General features: G+C 70.3%; 12 protein-coding genes. 6 read left to right on the top strand and 6 right to left on the bottom strand.

Annotated features, from left to right (window positions below; genetic code table 11):
- The first annotated feature begins 215 nt into the window (after positions 1 to 215).
- From ASG51_RS03410 to ASG51_RS03400, 3 genes are read left to right on the top strand one after another with little or no spacing between them, the layout of a single operon-like run.
- Complete coding sequence (locus ASG51_RS03410; RefSeq protein ID WP_056379105.1) at positions 216 to 1,313, top strand: ATP-binding cassette domain-containing protein; 1,098 nt, start codon at positions 216 to 218, stop codon at positions 1,311 to 1,313.
- Positions 1,303 to 1,968: a methionine ABC transporter permease gene (locus tag ASG51_RS03405; RefSeq protein WP_056379104.1), complete on the top strand. Its 666-nt coding sequence runs from the start codon at positions 1,303 to 1,305 to the stop codon at positions 1,966 to 1,968. The genes ASG51_RS03410 and ASG51_RS03405 overlap by 11 nt, the downstream gene beginning before the upstream one ends.
- Before the next feature lie 50 nt (positions 1,969 to 2,018).
- Positions 2,019 to 2,813, top strand: a complete 795-nt coding sequence (locus ASG51_RS03400) for a MetQ/NlpA family ABC transporter substrate-binding protein (protein ID WP_056379102.1) — start codon at positions 2,019 to 2,021, stop codon at positions 2,811 to 2,813.
- Positions 2,814 to 2,858: 45 nt separating this feature from the next.
- Here the strand turns inward: ASG51_RS03400 and ASG51_RS03395 are convergent, their stop codons facing one another.
- The 5 genes from ASG51_RS03395 to ASG51_RS03375 form a co-directional block, all read right to left on the bottom strand.
- Entirely contained in the window at positions 2,859 to 3,614 is a 756-nt protein-coding gene (locus tag ASG51_RS03395) for an ABC transporter ATP-binding protein (RefSeq protein WP_056379153.1), read from the bottom strand.
- 22 nt (positions 3,615 to 3,636) lie between these two features.
- Positions 3,637 to 4,434, bottom strand: a complete 798-nt coding sequence (locus tag ASG51_RS03390; protein ID WP_056213104.1) for an ABC transporter permease — start codon at positions 4,432 to 4,434, stop codon at positions 3,637 to 3,639.
- A gap of 71 nt (positions 4,435 to 4,505) precedes the next feature.
- Positions 4,506 to 5,510, bottom strand: coding sequence for an aliphatic sulfonate ABC transporter substrate-binding protein (locus ASG51_RS03385; protein WP_082513854.1), 1,005 nt, complete (start codon positions 5,508 to 5,510; stop codon positions 4,506 to 4,508).
- 35 nt (positions 5,511 to 5,545) lie between these two features.
- Positions 5,546 to 6,910, bottom strand: coding sequence for an LLM class flavin-dependent oxidoreductase (locus ASG51_RS03380; RefSeq protein ID WP_056379100.1), 1,365 nt, complete (start codon positions 6,908 to 6,910; stop codon positions 5,546 to 5,548).
- Between the two features lie 12 nt (positions 6,911 to 6,922).
- Entirely contained in the window at positions 6,923 to 8,140 is a 1,218-nt protein-coding gene (locus tag ASG51_RS03375) for an acyl-CoA dehydrogenase family protein (protein WP_056379098.1), read from the bottom strand.
- A gap of 264 nt (positions 8,141 to 8,404) precedes the next feature.
- Here ASG51_RS03375 and ASG51_RS03370 point away from each other — a divergent pair, with 264 nt between their 5' ends.
- On the top strand, positions 8,405 to 9,802 hold the full coding sequence (locus ASG51_RS03370) for an LLM class flavin-dependent oxidoreductase (RefSeq protein WP_056213007.1): 1,398 nt from the start codon (positions 8,405 to 8,407) through the stop codon (positions 9,800 to 9,802).
- A gap of 276 nt (positions 9,803 to 10,078) precedes the next feature.
- On the opposite strand, the gene ASG51_RS03365 is transcribed toward ASG51_RS03370, so the two are convergent.
- Positions 10,079 to 10,729 carry a hypothetical protein gene (locus ASG51_RS03365; protein WP_056379097.1) on the bottom strand — a complete coding sequence of 217 codons (651 nt, stop codon included), beginning with the start codon at positions 10,727 to 10,729 and terminating at the stop codon, positions 10,079 to 10,081.
- Positions 10,730 to 11,080: 351 nt separating this feature from the next.
- Here ASG51_RS03365 and ASG51_RS03360 point away from each other — a divergent pair, with 351 nt between their 5' ends.
- Both ASG51_RS03360 and ASG51_RS03355 read left to right on the top strand, forming a co-directional pair.
- The gene (locus ASG51_RS03360; RefSeq protein ID WP_156389550.1) at positions 11,081 to 11,485 is read left to right on the top strand and encodes a hypothetical protein; all 405 of its coding nucleotides are present in this window, start codon (positions 11,081 to 11,083) and stop codon (positions 11,483 to 11,485) included.
- 108 nt (positions 11,486 to 11,593) lie between these two features.
- Positions 11,594 to 12,358, top strand: coding sequence for an abortive infection family protein (locus tag ASG51_RS03355; protein WP_056379093.1), 765 nt, complete (start codon positions 11,594 to 11,596; stop codon positions 12,356 to 12,358).
- Positions 12,359 to 12,512: the final 154 nt, after the last annotated feature.

Genomic DNA, 12,512 nt, shown 5'->3' with positions numbered 1-12,512 from the left:
CATCTACAGCATCGAGGGAGAACCTTCTCGCGCGCCCGGCCGTCACGACGACCTTCATCCTCGTCGACGCCGCAGTTTGGTCTATGCTTTCATTGACTGGGGGTACATCAGGCGTAGATAAATAGAGCAGCCCCCTCTGCTTCAAGAGACCTGCTCTCGTCTTCCGCATCCTGAGATCGGCAAGCGCGCGACCGGGCCGAGGATCATCCCCGTCCATGCCGTCGACCAGCCACCCCGCCGAAGCGGTGATCCGCTTCGAATCCGTCTCGAAGACCTACGCGCCCCGGCGCAACGGGACGGCGGTCGCTGCCCTGGAGGGCATCGACCTCGCGGTTCCGGCCGGGTTGATCCTGGGCATCATCGGGCGCTCGGGCGCCGGCAAGTCGACTCTGATCCGCCTGATCAACGGCCTCGAGCGGCCGAGTGCGGGCCGCGTCTGGGTCGGGGATGCCGAGGTGTCGGCCCTGCGCCCGCGGGATTTGCGCGCCCTGCGGGCCCGGGTCGGGATGATCTTCCAGCACTTCAACCTGCTCTCGTCGCGGGACGCCGCCGGCAACGTCGCGCTGCCCCTGGAGATCGCCGGCTGGGCGCCGGCGGCGATCCGGGCGCGGGTCGCCGAGTTGCTCGATCTCGTGGGGCTCGCGGATCAGGCGGGGCGATATCCCGCCGAGCTGTCGGGCGGGCAGAAGCAGCGCGTCGGCATCGCCCGGGCCCTGGCGACCCGGCCGGAGGTGCTGCTCTCCGACGAGGCGACCTCGGCCCTGGATCTCGAGACCACCCGCGCGATCCTGGCGCTCCTCGCGCGCATCAACCGGGAGCTCGGCCTCACCATTGTGCTCATCACCCACGAGATGTCGGTGATCCGCGCCGTGGCCGACCGTGTCGCGGTGATCGAGAACGGCGCGATCGTCGAGGAGGGCTCGGCCTTCGACGTCTTCACCCGACCGCGGGCCGAGATCACCCGCTCCCTCCTCGCCGGGGAGATGGGCCACGGGCTGCCCCCGGTCCTGGCGGCGCGGATCGGAGCCGGCCCACGCCCGGGCGCGACGGTCGTGCTGCGCATCGCCTTCGAGGACGCCCCGGACGGCACCGCGATCCTGGCGAAGCTCGCCCGCGACACCGGCATCGAAGCCGCGATCCTGGCCGGCACCGTGGACGAGATCGGCGGGCGTCCGTACGGCTCCCTGGCGATCGGGCTGCCGCCGGCGCCCGACGTGGCGGCACGGGCGCGGGCCTACCTCGCGCAGCACAGCATCGACAGTCAGGTCCTGGGATACCTGCCGCCGGCCCAGGAGGCGTCCCGTGTCGCCTGAACTGATCCGCCTCCTCGTCCAGGCCACCGGCGACACCCTCACGATGGTGGCGCTCTCCGCCTCCCTCGGAACCCTGTTCGGCCTGCCGCTGGGGATCTTCCTAGCGACGAGCCGGCGGGGCGAACTCTTCACCGCGCCGATCGCGAACGCGGTGCTGGGCTTCGTCGTCAACGCGACCCGCTCGACGCCCTTCATCATCCTGGTGGTGGCGATCATTCCCTTCACCCGGCTCATCGCCGGCACCTCCATCGGGATCCTCGCCGCGACGGTCCCGCTCACGGTGGCGGCGACGCCCTTCCTGGCGCGCCTGATCGAGGCGGCGATCCGGGAGGTCGATCCAGGCCTCGTGGAGGCGGCCCGGGCCTTCGGGGCGAGCCCGGGGCAGATCATCGCCAAGGTGCTGATCCCCGAGGCGCTGCCCGGCATCGTATCGGGCCTGACTTTGGCGGTGGTCTCCCTCCTCGGGTTCTCCGCCATGGTGGGCGCCGTCGGCGGCGGAGGGCTCGGCGACCTCGGCATCCGCTACGGCTACCAGCGCTTCCGGCCCGAGATGATGCTGGCCGTGGTCGTCGTCCTCGTGGTCCTCGTCCAGGCGGTGCAGACCGTCGGCGAGGGCCTGGCCCGGCGTCTGAACCGGCGCATCCGGTCGGCCTGACGCGCCGCTCTTCTGTCCCACCCTCCCGTTCCCGAACCGGACGATCCGCCATGCCGCGCGCCCTGACCCTCGCCGCCCTCCTCGCCGCCTCTGCCCTGCTCCTTCCGGGGCCGGCCCGGGCCGAGCCCCTGACGCGGATCCGCATCGGGGCGACGCCGGGGCCGCACGCGCAGATCCTCGAGGCGGTGAAGCCGATCGCAGCGAAGCGGGGGCTCGACCTCCAGATCATCGAGTTCTCCGACTACGTCGTGCCGAACGAGGCCCTCTCGGCCGGCGAGATCGAGGCGAACTCGTTCCAGAACCAGCCCTTCCTCGACAACCAGAAGGCCGACCGGGGCTACCGGATCACCGGCGTCGGCCTGACGGTGAACTTCCCCCTCGGCATCTATTCGAAGCGCCACAAGAGCTTCGACGCGGTGCCGAGCGGCGGCACCGTGGCGATCCAGAACGACCCGACCAATGGCGGGCGCTCGCTGCTCCTCCTGCAGGACAAGGGCGTGATCAAGCTGGCCCCCGGCACCGGCTTCAAGCCGACGGTGGCCGACATCGTCGAGAATCCGCGCAAGCTCCGCTTCATCGAGGTGGATGCGGCCCAGACGCCCCGCGCCCTCGATGACGTGGACGCCGCGGCGGTCAACACCAACTACGCGACGCCCGCCGGCCTCAAGCCCTCCGACGCGCTCCTGAAGGAGGAGCCGAAGGGCCCCTATTTGAACATGCTGGCGGTGCGCGAGGCGGACAAGGACAAACCCTGGGTCAAGGCCCTGGTGGAGAGCTACCGCACGCCGGAGACCAAGGCCTTCGTGGAGACGACCTTCGGCGGAGCGGTGCTCACGAGCTGGTAGGGTGCCCCAGCCTGGACGCGCCGATGGCGGCTGGGCGCAGGCCCGTCAGACGGCGAGGGGCGCCCGGCGCGGGGGTGGGGCGAGGGACGCGTCCAGCAGGGTCCGCAGGACCTGTGAGGTCCGGAGATGGTCCGCCGCATCTTCGGAGCGGGGCGCATCGATCGTGATCGTCTCGTGGATGCGGCCGGGATGGGGACGCATGACCACGACACGATCCGCCAGGGCGGCTGCCTCGGCGACGTCGTGGGTGACCAGGAGGATGGTCGGGCGGGTCTCGGCCCAGAGGGCCAGCAGGTGGCGGTGCAGGTCCTCGCGCGTGACAGCGTCGAGGGCCGAGAAGGGCTCGTCCAGCAGGAGAACCCGGGGGTCGGCCACGAAGGCCCGGGCGATGGACACGCGCTGCTGCTGGCCGCCGGAAAGCGCGCGCGGCCAGCGCCCCGCATGGTCGGCGAGGCCGACGCGGGCCAGGGCCCGGGCGACGCGGGTCCGGCGCTCGGCCGCCGGCCGGTCCGCGAGGCCGAAGCCGACATTCTCGGCGATGCTGAGCCAGGGCAGCAGGCGCGGCTCCTGGAAGACCAGGCCGAGTCCGGGATGCGGGCCGTCGAGGGTGGCGCCGTCGAGCCGGATCAGGCCCGCCGTCGCCGCGTCGAGGCCCGCCACGAGGCGCAGGAGGGTGGTCTTGCCGCAGCCCGAGCCGCCGACCACGGCGACGATCTCGCCGGGCGCGAGGGAGAGGGTCAGACCTGAGAGCGCCTGCGTCCCGTCCGCGTAGGTCTTCGAAAGGTCCTGGATCGTCAGCATGTGGTCGGTCCGGAAGAACAATCTAAAGGACGCCGCGGCTGACATCCTGCCAGCGCAGCAGCGGGCGGGTCGCCAGGACGAGGAGGCCGTCGGCGAGCTTGCCCAGACCAGCGAAGGCCAGGATGGCCGCCAGGATCTGGTCCGGCTTCCCGAATTGCTGGCCGTCCACCAGGAGGTAGCCGAGCCCCTCCGAAGCACCCATCAGCTCGGCCGCGACCACGAACAGGAAGCCGAGCCCGAGGCCGGTGCGGAGCGCCACCAAAGTGCCGGGCAGCACCGCGGGCAGGAGGATGCGGCGGGCGAGCGCGAGGCGCGACAGGCGAAAGATGCGCCCGACCTCCACGAGCTTGCGATCCACCGACGCGATCGCGCCGGAGACCCCGACATAGACCGGGAAGAACACCCCGACGGCGATCAGCACCACTTTCGGCGTCTCGAGGATGCCGAGCCAGAGGATGAAGAGCGGCACCCAGGCGAGCGAAGGTACCGCCCGCAGGGCCTGCAGGCTGGGGTCGAGAAGGTGCCGGGCGAGCGGGAGCGTGCCGGTGAGGGCGCCCACGAGGATGCCCGCCCCGGCGCCGGCCACGAAGCCGAGGGCGACGCGCAGGAGCGTCGCCTGGACGTGCAGGCGGAGATCGCCGGATTGGGCCAGCGCCAGCAGCGTCCCGAGGACCCGGCTCGGCGGCGGCAGCAGCCGCCCCTGGGTAAGGCCGGACCGGATGGCGAGCTCCCAGCCGATGGCGAGGACCAGGGGGATCAGGATTCCGAGGACGAGGCGCCCGCCCGTGCGCCCGGCATCCCGTCGCCAGGACGGGTGCAGCCCGGCCGGTGCCGGAGCGGCGCCGTCGCCATCCGCGCCGGACGCGAGGAGCGGGGACGCGGTTCCCGCGCTCACCGCTCGGATCCGGCGGTGAAGCGGGGATCGATGAGCCCATCGACGGCGGCGGCCACGTTGGTCTCCGCCGGGATCACGCCGGCCTGCTGCAATGCGAGGCCCGCCGCCCGGATGCTCTCGGCCTGGACCCGGCCGATCTCGGGCCGGCTCAGGTCGGTGCGGGCGAGCTGGCGGGCGATCACGGCCTCGGGCAGCTTGGTCGCGGCCACCAGGGCGCGCGTCACGGCCTCCGGGTTGGCGATCGCGTAGGTGCGCGCCTGCTCGTAGGCGGCGATGACGATCTTCACGAGGTCCGGATGGGCCTTGGCGAAATCCTCGCGCACGTCGAGGACGCCCCAGGTGTTGGCGGCCGGGTCCCGGAAGAACAGACGGGTGCTGCCCTCGATCTCCGAGGCCGCCATCATCGGGTCGAGGCCGGCCCAGGCGTCGACGTCGCCGCGCTCCAGGGCGGTGCGGCCGTCGGCGTGCTGGAGCAGGACGAGCTTGGCGTCCTTCTCGGTGAGCCCGGCGCCCTGCAGGGCGCGGATGAGGAAGATGTGCGGATCGGTGCCCCGCGTCACCGCGATCCGCTTGCCCTTGAGGTCCGCGGGCGTCCGGATGCCGCTGTCCTTCGTGGTTACCAGGGCGGTCCATTCGGGCTGCGAGTAGGCGTAGATCGCCTTGACCGGGTTGCCGTTGATGCGCGCCAGCAGGGCGGCCGCCCCGGCCGAGGAGCCGAAGTCGATGGCCCCGCCGTTCAGGAATTCGAGCGCCTTGTTCGAGCCGAGCGACTGCGTCCAGCGCACGGCGATGCCGCGCGCCTTCAGGGCGGATTCGAGGAAGCCCTTGTCCTTCAGGACGAGGCTGACCGGGTTGTAGGTCGCCCAGTCGAGGCGAACCTCCGTCACCTCGGCGGCCTCGCTTCGGCGGGCCGCGCCCAGCGGCAGGAGGGCCGCGCAGGCGAGGGCGAGGAGGGTGCGGCGGGTGTGCGAGGCGTGGCGGCGCCGCTGGCGGATCGTCATGGGCTCAGGGTCCTGGTGCGGGGAGGAGGACGGAATCACGGGGCGGCCGGCACCCGGATCGCGGCGGCGGGGTGGCGATGGGGCGGGCGCGGCAATCCGAGGTTTTCGCGCAGGGTGCGGCCCTCGTAGTCCGTGCGGAACAGGCCGCGGCGCTGGAGCTCGGGGATCACCAGGGTGGCGAAATCGTCAAGGCCGCCGGGTAGGGTCGGCGGCATGATGTTGAAGCCGTCCGCGCCGTGAGCCTCGAAATGCTCCTGCAGCGCGTCGGCGATCTGGCCCGGGGTGCCGACCAGGGTCCAGTGCCCGCGAGCGCCGGCGATGCGCAGGTAGAGCTCGCGGATGGTCAGCCCCTCGCGCCGCGCCAGCGTCAGCATCAGGGCCTGCCGGCTCTTGCCGCCCTCGGTCTCGGGCAGGTCGGGCACCAGGGCGTCGTCCGGATAGGCCGACAGGTCGGCGCCGGCGAGCTGTTCGAGCAGCGAGCGGCCGACCACGGGGTGGATCAGGTCCTGCAATGCCCCGTAGCGGTCCTGGGCCTCGCCCTCCGTGCGCCCGACGACCGGGAAGGCGCCGGGCATGATCTTGAGATGGTTGGGGTCGCGCGCGAAGCCGGCCATGCGGCCCTTCACGTCGGCGTAGAAGGCGGTCGCGTCTGCCAGGGTCTCTTGCGCGGTGAAGACGATCTCGGCGGTGCGGGCGGCCAGTGCCTTGCCGGCCTCGGAGGAGCCGGCCTGCACCACGACCGGGTGGCCCTGCGGAGGGCGTGGCACGTTGAGGGGCCCGCGCACCGAGAAGTGCGCGCCCTCGTGGGCCAGGAGGTGCAGTCGGTCCGGGTCGAAGAACCGACCCGAGTCCCGGTCGCGCACGAAGGCGTCGTCCGCGTAGGAATCCCACAGGCCGCGGACCACGTCGACGAATTCCTCCGCCCGGGCGTAGCGGTGGCCATGGGCGAGGTGGCTCTCGCGGCTGAAGTTCCAAGCCTCGCGCGGATCGGCCGAGGTCACGAGGTTCCAGCCGGCCCGGCCCTCGCTGAGGTGGTCGAGGGAGGCGAACTTGCGGGCGACGTGGAACGGCTCATTGTAGGTGGTGGAGGCCGTGGCCACGAGGCCGATCCGCTCGGTCACCGCCGCGAGGTGGGAGAGTAGGGTCAGGGGCTCGAACTGCCCGACGTAGCGGATCGCCGTCCGGCTGAGGGCGTCGATGTCCTCGCCCCGGACGGCGACGCCGTCGGCGAGGAAGATCAGGTCGAACTTCGCCGCCTCCGCCGTCCTGGCGATCCGCCGGTAATGCGCGGCGTTGACCCCGGCATCGGCCTGGGCGGACGGGTGCCGCCAGGCCGCGACGTGGTGCCCGCCGGGATACAGGAAGGCGCCGAGGCGCATGCGGTCGGAGCGGGCCGGCATCGCGGGCTGACCTCAGGCCGAACCGACGCGGTACTCGCGCGGCGGCGCGGTGCCGTTGACCGCGAAGGCCCCGACGATGCGGTCGCGGTAGATCCGCGGATTGTGCGAGGCGATGGTGCGGGCGTTGCGCCAGTAGCGGTCGAGGCCCAGGCCCTCCTTCACCGCCGAGGCGCCGAGCGCGTCGAACAGGCCGGTGGTGGCCTCCAGCACGAGGTTCGTCACTACCGTGACCGCCTGGTTGACCTCGACGTCGGCGAGCGCGGCCGGGCCCGTCGGATCGGCCCCGTCGCGGCGGGCCTCGAACACCCGCTGCACCGCCTCGGCCGCCTTCAGCACGATGGCGCCGGCCGCGTAGGCGTTGCCCCGGACGCGGCCGACGACCGCCTGGATCTGCGGGTCGTCGCCGGTGCGCCCGGCATTGCCGTGGCTGTAGACACGCCGTCGCTCGGCCACCAGCCGGGCGACGTCCTCGGCCGCCGCCCGGCCGATGCCGGCAAGAGTCGCGAGGTGCACGAGCTGGAAGAACGCCATGGCGTAGGGGAAGCGCGCCGGGTCCGGCTTGATCCAATCGGCCTCGACCACCACCCCGGTGAAATGCGCGGTGCCGCTCGCCGTCAGCGCCTGCCCGAACCCGTCCCAGTCGTCCTCGATGGAAACGCCCGGGGCCTGGGTCGAGACCGCCGCGACCACGGGCGCGCCGTCCTCGTCCTGGGCCGAGAGGTGGATCAAGTCTGCGAAGAGCGAGCCGGTCGTATAGAACTTCCGGCCGTCGACGACCCGCTCGGCCCCGCGCCGGCGGAGGATGGTGTCGAACTGGCCGACCTTGGCCTCCCCGGTCTCCGAGACGCCGCTGCCGATGGTCTGGCCCGCGGCGATCCGCGCGGTCCAGCGCGCCCGCCATTCGGGCGAGGTCGAGCACAGCACGTCCTCGGTGAACCCGAAATGCGCACGCAACGCGTTGGTGACGTTGGAATCCCCCTGCGAGAGCTCGATCAGTAGGTTGAACAGTTCGGGCAGGCTCGCCCCGTGCCCGCCCGCCGCTTCCGGTAGCCGAAGGGTGGTGAAGCCCGCCTCCTTGAGCCAGCCGATCTCGGCATGCGGCAACCGGCGTTCGCCGTCCCGGGCCACGGCGGTCGCACGGATCTCGGCGAAGGCCGGTCGGAAGCGTGCGGCGAGGTCCTCGTAGCGAGCGCTCGGGCCGGCACCCCAGCCCGCATCCGTTTGCGACATGATCCTGCAATCCCGTCCTGAGCCGCGTCCGAACCAACGGACCAGACGCGGCGGCAGCCGTTGGAATCCGGGATTATCGCTTAAAACTCAAGTCTTCATGCCGATAATACCGTGATATCATACCAGTTTGGGACGCATATCTCTTCGATCATCTATGAATGAACGATCCTGCTCCTGCAAAGGCCTTGAGAAAAAGAACGTTCTTGTTGACCGGATGGACGGGACCAATACCCTGACCTTCCCACCCTGCGGACGGATCCTCCGATGACGACGCGCCGAGAATTGCGGCTGAACGCCTTCCAGATGGCCTCGCCGGGCCATACCTGGGCCGGCCTGTGGCGGCATCCGCGCGACACCGGCAGCGCCTATAACAGCCTCGACTATTGGGTCGATCTGGCGCGCACCGCCGAGCGCGGCCTCTTCGACGGAATTTTCCTCGCCGACGTGCTCGGGCAATACGACGTCTACGGCGGCAGCGCCGACACGGCCCTGGCGCGGGCCGCGCAGGCGCCCAATCTCGATCCGTTCCTGCTGGTGCCCGCCATGGCGCAGGCGACGCGCCATCTTGGTTTCGGCGTCACCGCCAACCTGACCTACGAGCACCCCTATCCCTTCGTCCGCCGGATCACGACCCTCGACCACCTCACCGGCGGCCGGGTCGGCTGGAACATCGTCACCGGCTATCTCGAGAGCGGCGCCCGCGGCATGGGCCAGGACACGGCCCGGGCGCACGACACCCGCTACGAGGCGGGGGACGACTTTCTGGAGGCCGCCTACAAGCTGTGGGAGGGCAGCTGGGAGGCGGGCGCCGTGCGGCGCGACCGGGCCGGCGGCGTCTTCACCGATCCGGAACGGGTCCACCGCATCCGGCACGACGGTCCTTACTACCGCGTCGACGGCCGCCACCTCGCCGAGCCCTCGCCCCAGCGCACGCCGGTGCTCTACCAGGCGGGCACCTCCCGGCGGGGCAAGCTCTTCGCGGGGCGCCACGCCGAGGCCGTGTTCTTCAACGGCCAGACGAAGCCGCTCGCCGCCAAGGCCGTGCGCGACCTGCGCGAGGCGGCCCGCGCCGCCGGGCGTGACCCTTACGACATCCGCATGTTCCTCGGCGCCACGGTGATCGTGGCGCCGACCCGCGCCGAGGCCCTGTCCTTACGCGACGAGTATGCGCGCTACATCGACGTCGAGGGCCAGCTCGCCCTGGTCTCGGGCTGGACCGGCATCGACCTCTCGACCCTTGGGCCCGAAGAGGGCCTCGCCTATGTCCAGACGAACGCCATGCAGTCCCTGGTGGAGACCCTGACGCAGGCCGGGGAGCGGCCCTTCACCCGGGCGGACTTCGCCGCGTTCGGCCCGCGCGGGGCCCGGGCGCCCTTCATCGTCGGCGCGCCCTCGGAAGTCGCCGACGAACTCGTCGCCTGGGCCGAGGCCACTGACGCCGACGGCTTCAACCTGACCCGCGCGGTAGCGCCGGAAACCCTGGAAGCTTTCGTCGACCTCGTCGTGCCGGAACTCCAGACGCGTGGCGCCTTCAAGACTCAGTATTCGGAGGGCACACTGCGCGAGAAGCTTTTCCCTGGCAGCGGCCCACTCCTGAAGGCAAGCCATCCCGGAGCGGTCTTCCGCCGCGGGACGCCGGAGGCCTTGCTGGCCGCGTCATGAAAAGAGCGGAGGCTTGCGGCTCGCTGCGAGCCAACTCGCGGTGACTTCGAAGCAAGCGTCCGCTTTCTCAATTCGCGCCCCCCAAAGCTGACAGGCCGATAACCACCCGTTGCAGTCGTAGGTCTACGTCCACCAAGCTGCCGGAAAGCGGATCTTCCCAGCGTCTGCAAGGATTCGGAAGCTGTTCCGCATAGCCTGCCCGCGGTTCCCCGCGTCGATGCGGGAGCCCATCGTCTGGGGCCGGGGCGTCCGCAGCTACGAGGACCTGGTGCGGGCCTATGCGGACAGCAGACTCGGCCTGCGCAAGCGGCGACCAACCGAGGAGCCCTCCGAGCGCCCTTTCCAGGTCGCTAGCGCCTCCCGGAGTTCGTCCGACACATAGGCCGTGGGCGTGCCGCCCCGCTTTGCCGGGATCACCGCGACGTGCGGCGCGATACCAGCCCGCTCGTAGAGCCTGATCGACGCCGGCGTCAGCGAGAAGCCGAATTCCCGGCACCCCGGGAGGTGCAGCCACGCGTGCATGAGTTGTTCGCAGAACGTCTGCCCCTCATCCGAGAACGCGAACCTGTCGCTCATGCCGGTAGCCTGCACGTAGAGAGGGCGAACCCGCTCTTGAAAGGACCCAAAACCCCTGCGTTGGAACGCAAGTTCGAGGACGAACCGCCAGTACCAGTCGTCAGAGTACGCCGAATCCACCCGAGCGAGATGCATGGAGTCAAGGTAGTCCCTCAGGCGGTCGTCGCTGAGTTGCCCGTTCTCGTCCAGGGAAGAGGTACTTACGCCCGCGCCTACATTGCCGAGCTTGTTGTGTAGTGGGTCGTCGCAGTCGCCCCTGATCGCCTGCAGCAAGTTCTGCCGGTACACCTCCTGGGCCTCCAGTCCGATCCTCTCGAAAACGTAGTCCCCCACGAGCTTGATGCCGCGCATGTCGCACTCCCCACACTGAGGCCCGGGGACCGCCCGAGCCGATGGAGGGCACCTTGCCAGGGTCGGATCTGGCGTTGGCAAAACGGATCGTCGGATTCCCGGCCTGTGGTTTAATACTCTGGTAAGGCGGGACCGGCCGCAGCGTTGAGTGCCCGGTAACCGCCGCCACGGTACTCAACTCACATGTCGAGATGGCGCAAATTCCGGTGGTTCGAACCCGAGGCGGTAAGACTGAGCCTGAGTCCCAGGTTTGAGTTCTTCGAGCGCTTGGTCACCTCGGACCCAGCCGTCCTGCAGCGTAACCACCACTGGCAGAGGGCTGACATCACGGACGATGCTAGGGCAGTCCTCATGAAGCAGCCATTCAAGGCCAAGCTTTTCCGCGCGCCCGACACTCATGAAACCGTCGGGCTGTGCTTGATCTTCGACAAGTTCGGAGACGAGTTCCGAGCACGGTATGACGAGACGCCGCTCATAGTCTCGGTGAAGCGCCGCAAGGATGAGCGGCGGTATGGCGAGATGCGCTACACGCAGCGATTCCTCTATTGCGAGGCCGGACAGGTGCGAGTAGCCAAGGCTCTATATAGCGCTGAAACATGGCTTCCCAAACGCGCTATGTGGCTGGAGGCCTACGGGCCGCCATACCCTTGGGACCCGAAGCCGAGGGTCAGGAAGCCAACGGTCAAGCCCGTGGCACGCAGCACGGGCGAGATCCTGCCGGAGGACGCCGAGGCGCTCCGGGACATCGACTTTTAGCTAGGTGCATCAGCCTGCCACGTGGAGAGTTACCGTGCGCGCATCTCGCGTGCGCACGTGCACCCCTCGCGGCACGACGATAGCCTGGGCGCAACGCTGAGGGACCCGATGGACGACATACCCGAGACCCGCATCGAGCAGGTGGCGATGATGGAGGGTATCCTCACCTCGCGGGCGACCGGGGGCTCGCCCGACGGACACGCCTACGAGTACCTGCGCCGGGAGGTCCTCGCCGACGGCGAGCTCAAGCCAATGCTGCCGGAGTTCGTCCGGACCTGCCGCGATCTCGGGGCGTTCTGGTCCCACATCAAGCCTCGGCTTGACCGGTACGAGGAGCGGCGGACCTACATACGGGATGCCTTCGCACCGGTCATGGACCACCTCGAAGGGCGCAACCGGGCTCCCGGGGACGCTGTCGTAGGGGACGCGCTCGCCTCGTTCGACGCCGACGGCGTGCATGCGGTCTGGGCCAAGGCCCTGGCGCGCCGGACCGCCGATCCCGAGGGCGCCATCACGGTCGCGCGCACTCTGCTGGAGGCGGTGTGCAAGCATATCCTCGACGGGCTCGGGATCGCCTACGCCCCGAAGGACGATCTGCCCAAGCTCTACGGCGCCGTCGCCCGCGGACTGAAGCTCGCCCCTGACCAGCACCGGGAGGAGCCGATCCGGGCCATCCTCGGCGGCGCCATGAACCTGGTGAACGGGCTCGGCACCCTGCGGAACCGGTTCTCGGATGCGCATGCCGACGACCCGCCGACGGAGGAGCGGCCCCGGGTCCGACCGTCGCCCCGGCACGCGAGCCTCGCAGTCAACGCGGCCGGCGCCATCGCGACGTTCCTCGTCGAGACCTACCAGGAGCGGAGCAGGGGCTGACGAAGGCCGCCAGGGCGTGCGGAGAATGAAGCACGCCGCGCCAAGTTTGCGCCAAGTTTTCAGGGCGGAACGGAGCGGAATGGTAGGGCACCCCGCGGAACGGCACGGCACGGGGTTCCCTACCTTAGGGGTTGAGAACGTTGTCTGAATCGCG

Origin of the sequence: Methylobacterium sp. Leaf465, from assembly GCF_001424705.1 — a bacterium.
GTDB lineage: Bacteria > Pseudomonadota > Alphaproteobacteria > Rhizobiales > Beijerinckiaceae > Methylobacterium.
This window is presented reverse-complemented; position numbering and strand designations above follow the sequence as displayed.

Excerpts from the sequence above, each read along its gene's own strand:
- ASG51_RS03410 (WP_056379105.1), top strand. The coding sequence starts at position 216 with ATGCCGTCGACCAGCCACCCCGCCGAAGCGGTGATCCGCTTCGAATCC.
- ASG51_RS03400 (WP_056379102.1), top strand. The coding sequence starts at position 2,019 with ATGCCGCGCGCCCTGACCCTCGCCGCCCTCCTCGCCGCCTCTGCCCTG.
- ASG51_RS03395 (WP_056379153.1), bottom strand. The coding sequence starts at position 3,614 with ATGCTGACGATCCAGGACCTTTCGAAGACCTACGCGGACGGGACGCAG.
- ASG51_RS03385 (WP_082513854.1), bottom strand. The coding sequence starts at position 5,510 with ATGACGATCCGCCAGCGGCGCCGCCACGCCTCGCACACCCGCCGCACC.
- ASG51_RS03380 (WP_056379100.1), bottom strand. The coding sequence starts at position 6,910 with ATGCCGGCCCGCTCCGACCGCATGCGCCTCGGCGCCTTCCTGTATCCC.
- ASG51_RS03375 (WP_056379098.1), bottom strand. The coding sequence starts at position 8,140 with ATGTCGCAAACGGATGCGGGCTGGGGTGCCGGCCCGAGCGCTCGCTAC.
- ASG51_RS03370 (WP_056213007.1), top strand. The coding sequence starts at position 8,405 with ATGACGACGCGCCGAGAATTGCGGCTGAACGCCTTCCAGATGGCCTCG.
- ASG51_RS03365 (WP_056379097.1), bottom strand. The coding sequence starts at position 10,729 with ATGCGCGGCATCAAGCTCGTGGGGGACTACGTTTTCGAGAGGATCGGA.
- ASG51_RS03360 (WP_156389550.1), top strand. The coding sequence starts at position 11,081 with ATGAAGCAGCCATTCAAGGCCAAGCTTTTCCGCGCGCCCGACACTCAT.
- ASG51_RS03355 (WP_056379093.1), top strand. The coding sequence starts at position 11,594 with ATGGACGACATACCCGAGACCCGCATCGAGCAGGTGGCGATGATGGAG.